The sequence below is a fragment of the Caldisericaceae bacterium genome (genome assembly GCA_036574215.1).
In the GTDB taxonomy this organism is placed as follows: domain Bacteria; phylum Caldisericota; class Caldisericia; order Caldisericales; family Caldisericaceae; genus Caldisericum.
The window spans coordinates 1-5,026 of the sequence record JAINCR010000088.1 but is presented as its reverse complement, the minus strand read 5'-3'; the positions used below and the strand labels follow the sequence as shown (position 1 = coordinate 5,026).

The window sequence follows — 5,026 nt, the reverse complement described above, 5'->3', positions numbered from 1 at the left end:
TTTGTTCCATTTGATACATCCAATAGATACAAGGATTGATCTTGTAAAGATTCATATATTAAATAATAATTCAAAATGCTAAAGGTATTACTTCCAAAAAAACCATTAAGGACTTCATATTTGTTTCCATTTGTGCTTGTAAGCAAAACAGTTTCCCCACTTGCTACAATTATATATTTTCCATTTGAGGACAAATACATGAAGGTATAGTCAGTATCGCTATCTCCTAAAAGTTTTGTTTTGGTGTTATCATCCATGTCGTAAGCCCAAAGTGACCATTTTCTTAGATGAGGATCTTGCATTTGGTATACTATCTTATTGCTATTGGGAATAATGATAAAACCATAAGGCATTGGGTGCGTAATACCTTCCTTTTCATTGGCAATTTTTTGCTTATTACTTCCATCAACATCCATAATCCAAAGGGAATACTCTTGAGAGCCGGTAGGAGCAAATGTAAAAATAATTTTGTTATTTTTAGGATAGAATTTAACTTCATAGCAATCGCCTTGTAAATCTTTAGTTAAGTCATTTTGAGTCTTACCATCTACTGAAACTTTCAAAATAGACCGATTACCAGTGGTAGGATTTGGGTAAAGAAGAATTATCTCATAATCGTTATTGACAAACGAAACAAAATATCCATAAGGAAGGATTGTTTTAAAACTTCCATCTATACTTGTAAGATAACTTATTTCTTTGCCATTGTAGGAGAAGTTAAAAAAGAGTTTTGTTCCATCTTCTGAAAAAACAGTTAATTCAGTAAAAATTTTTCCATTGACAGTATCAATTGCGGTTAGTGAAATGGGCACATTGCCTGTAAGATTAACTTGCTTACTTCCATCAAGTCTTGCGGAGAAATAACAATCTTTCTTAAGCATAGGATCAAACGCTGTGAAGATAATCCAATTAGAATCTTTTGAAATGATGTATTCTCCAAATTGTGTTCCACTTCCACTTTTAGGTGATTCTAAACCTTCTGCAACATTTACTTTACTGCCATTATCTAAATCCAAAACCCATATGGAAAAAGGCTCTTCAGTTTCAAAAACGAGTTTATTACCTTTTAACATAGGGCTAAAAAAGGTTTTACCAAGCCCTTTTGTAAGTTCTGTCAATTCATGTGTTTTTGTATTAAGGCTCCAAATCGAAGTGGTTGGGAGGTTCTCTGATGGACGTGAAGTATAAATAAAACTATCTTTATAAAACCCAATTCCCTGTATGAACTCCTTGTTACTTATATGAGAAAGTTCTGTAACTTTACCTTTTTCGTCTATTTTTAAAAAGCTTTCATTTGTTTTTACTAAGATAGGAGTAGAAGTTATTTTGGTAAAGAAACTCCACGCTACAACAATTGCGGAAATAATTACAAATAAAGCTATAACCCCTTTTATGATTTTGATTTTCATTTAACTCCTCCTTATTCTTTAATGCATGTTGCATCATTTACGCCATCTTGCCTAAGTAATTTAGTTACCTATCTAAATTATATACGAAATCACTTTTACCTAAAGAAAAATCTTCGGATGATTTTTAATACCATCTTTCTGTAATTTCTTACCAATTCAAAACCACTGCAATTGAATAATTTTTTAACCCAGCTTAATTAATAATTTCTTAAAATTTTGAAATCTAATAACTCTTAAAAGTACTTGCAAACTCCAAAAAATTTTGAAATATCGATTAAAGTTAATAAAATAAAAAAGTGCAGGTAGTAAACAAAAGTAAGACCATGAAAGTAGCACAATTAGGCAGAAAACTTTTTTTAGAAAGTATCAAGCGTCATTATTAGTGTTATAAGCAATTTGGTGTGAAGTTTCTTTTCCAAAAACTAACCTCAATACTTTCACAGTTGTATTTGCCATATGTTATTCACCTCCTTATGCAGAATAATTCTTAGTTGATACTCGCCTTATATCAGCAACTGGGTCAACTAAAAGTTAGCAATTGCAACAGCTATGTCATAAAGGTCTTGGTCGGTTGCAGTGGCTCTAATGTTCCTAATGATCTCTCTTCTTGTAGTTGTTCCAGATGTAAACTCAATCTCTAAACTTCCTAAATTCTCCGCTACAGTCATCTTTCACCTCCAAATAATTTTTTTTAATTTTGCACGTGCGAAATTTTTTAATTAACTCTTCACATATAAATATACAAGGGGGAAAGAAGTTTTAAAAAATTGCAAGTGTGATAAAAATGCTTTTTAATAGAAAATCCGAGTGAATTGAAAAAGGAAATTACTTCAAAGTTTTTTACTAAATGATTTTAATTTTTATAAAAATCGGTTGAAAAGGAGCAAAAATTTAGGTTTTTACGTGAGGTAATAATTCGGTATCATATAAGTTTTAATACATCGTGTGCAGAGTTTTTTAAAATTTTATTATAATATAAATATGAATTTTAATTCAACATGGCTAACAGTTATTTTGCTATTTATAGGTTCTTATTACCTATTTCTATTTATAGAATCCTTTAAGGTAAAAATAAAAAACGTTTTACCTTTAAATAGCTATTTCTATTTTTTAATAATTCCTGCAAAGAACGAAGAGAAGGTAATAGAAGTCACAGTTAGAAAGTGTTTAAAACTTAAGGGTACTAACTTTAGAATAATAGTGGTGGATGACAATTCAACAGATTCCACTTCAGAAATAGTTAAAGGAATAGCTGAAAAGAATGATAAAGTGATACTATTGCATAATCCTCCAAACCAGAAAAAGAAGGGTAAAGGTGCGGTATTGAACTTCGCATTTAACCAGATTAAATTTGCCCTTTCTAAAAACTTTGTATTCCCATTAAATTTACCTGCAGATTTTAACAACAGATTTGACTATGAACACATCATAATAGGTGTTTTTGATGCAGATGCTTCTCCTTCTTCCAACATGTTAGAGGAAATCTCAAAAGTGTTTTCAGAAGAAATGGTTGATGCAGTTCAAACTGCAGTAAGGATATCAAATAGAAACCAGTCAATACTCGCTAAAATGCAAGACGTAGAATTTATTGGTTTTAGCAGAATCATTCAAAAAGCACGCTCACATTTTGGCAGTGTGGGATTGGGAGGCAATGGGCAATTTACAAAACTATCCTCTTTAATTAAAATCGGGCAAGAACCTTGGGGAGATACCCTTACAGAAGACCTTGAGTTAGGGTTAAGGCTTATATCACAAGGGAAAAGATTATCTTTCACGGATAGGGCTATTGTGGAACAAGAAGGGCTTATATCCCTAAAGGCACTCATAAAGCAACGTTCAAGATGGCTTCAGGGACATTTTATGAACTGGATGTATATTCCATCTATAATAAAAGCCAAAATACCATTGAAAACTAAGATTGACTCTTTTATATACATTGTTTTTGTATCTGTTGTTTTTTTAGTTGGCTTTTCGATTACTGCGTCTGTTCTCAGTATTTTGCATATAATATCTGTGAGTAATAGCATGCTCTCAATTTTTTACAATAAAAATTTTCTGCTCGGAACACTTGCTTTACTTCTATACTCATTTGTATTTATTCCAATGTTTATCTATAGCGTTTTTAAATTTTACAAAGAAAACTCTTTTTTAAAGAAGATGCTGTACATATTCTTATTTGCTGTGTATACATACATATGGCTTCCTGCAGGTATCATTGGACTATACCGCCTAATAAGAAAAAAGAGTGAATGGATGAAAACTGAAAGAGTTGGTGTAGTTCCACGCTCTCAGTATAAAATTCCATCGAACAATTTTGCTTATGAAAGAAGAGCGGCGCCAAGATATGTATATCACAATTTTTCATTCATAAACGGTGAACCTTGTTTTGTTGAGAACGTAAGCGAAACGGGAATTAAGATTATAACAATACCAAACAAGTTTGATAAAGGTGAAATTGTTGATATCAATTTTCCCAATATGGTAGAAAAGAAAGCAAGAATAGTTTGGTGTAGGACAAAAGAAAGAATAGCTGAGATGGGGTTTGAATTCGTTGCCAAAAACTAACAGGAAAGTTATTTATAACCATACAACTAATAAAAAGTGTTAGGTTGTCAATTTAAGAGATAGATATCTGATTACAGTGCTTACTCTGATACTTATATAAAAATACGCATGAATGACGAAAGATTTTTGAAAGATTGCAAGTATTAATGAGATAAAAAGACTTTGTTAGTCTAAGCTCCCTTTCGTGAATTCGGAGGAAACTAAACCAAATTTAAAGGGGAATCACTTTAAAGATTTTTACTAAATGATTTTAATTTTCCAAATACTTCAGGTTAAAAATAATTTGACTAAAGGAAGCTTGTTAAAATCCAAAAAACTATACTTTTCAGAGATAATACAAGAAGTATTATGTAAGTTATTATGTTTCCAACCCAAACCGCATTTTTTATTTTTGATGTGCTTACAGACTTAAAAAATTGTTTAACGATAAAGTATTCAATAACAACAGAAATAAAGAAAGTTACAATTAGACTAAAAATGAGGTTGTAAATTGTGCCAAGATAATATGGTGTGAAAAGAGATGGAAAAAGTTTATATAACATACGGAATAATGGAGAATATAAAAATATATCTACTAGCAATAATGTAGGAATACCAGATACCATCGAAACCAAATTTGCAATTGCTGAAGGCAAGAGAGTATTTTTAATACCGACTTTTAAAATTGACTCATATACTAAAGCCTCTACATAAATAATTAAGATTAAAACAATTAATGTTTCTAAAGAGGACTCTTTAGTGAGCTTAATTCCTGCATCAGCATGTACAGGAGATGGTATTAAAAGAAAACAAAAGAATAAAAGCACTTCACCTAATTTCTTCATAATTATCCCCTTATCTTCACAAAATTCCTCATTAGATGCAATTATATTATACAATTTTTAAGTAATGTTGAAATTATGTCTTGTGGGATACTAAGGACACCTTAATTATCTTTTTGTGAGCAAAAACCTCTTTTATTTTCACAGCATAGACTACCACTCTCTGTAATTTTAAACTCACTATACATCTATAATGGTTTTTTAATACGAAATTTTTGGTCGGATACCTCA

The 5,026-nt window shown here is 30.8% G+C and carries 4 protein-coding genes; 1 reads left to right on the top strand and 3 read right to left on the bottom strand.

The features are described 5' to 3' along the window. Positions 1–1,409, bottom strand: a 1,409-nt coding sequence (locus K6343_05470) for a hypothetical protein (protein MEF3245409.1), incomplete at its 3' end; no start/stop codon positions are given. Positions 1,410–1,933: 524 nt separating this feature from the next. Beyond that, positions 1,934–2,077: a DUF1659 domain-containing protein gene (locus tag K6343_05465; GenBank protein ID MEF3245408.1), complete on the bottom strand. Its 144-nt coding sequence runs from the start codon at positions 2,075–2,077 to the stop codon at positions 1,934–1,936. 313 nt (positions 2,078–2,390) lie between these two features. Here K6343_05465 and K6343_05460 point away from each other — a divergent pair, with 313 nt between their 5' ends. After that, a complete protein-coding gene (locus K6343_05460; protein ID MEF3245407.1) occupies positions 2,391–3,974 on the top strand; it encodes a glycosyltransferase in 1,584 nt (527 codons plus the stop codon). 287 nt (positions 3,975–4,261) lie between these two features. Here K6343_05460 and K6343_05455 read toward each other — a convergent pair whose 3' ends face one another. Continuing rightward, positions 4,262–4,798 (bottom strand): hypothetical protein, encoded by a 537-nt coding sequence (locus tag K6343_05455; protein MEF3245406.1) that lies wholly within the window; start codon positions 4,796–4,798, stop codon positions 4,262–4,264. Positions 4,799–5,026: the final 228 nt, after the last annotated feature.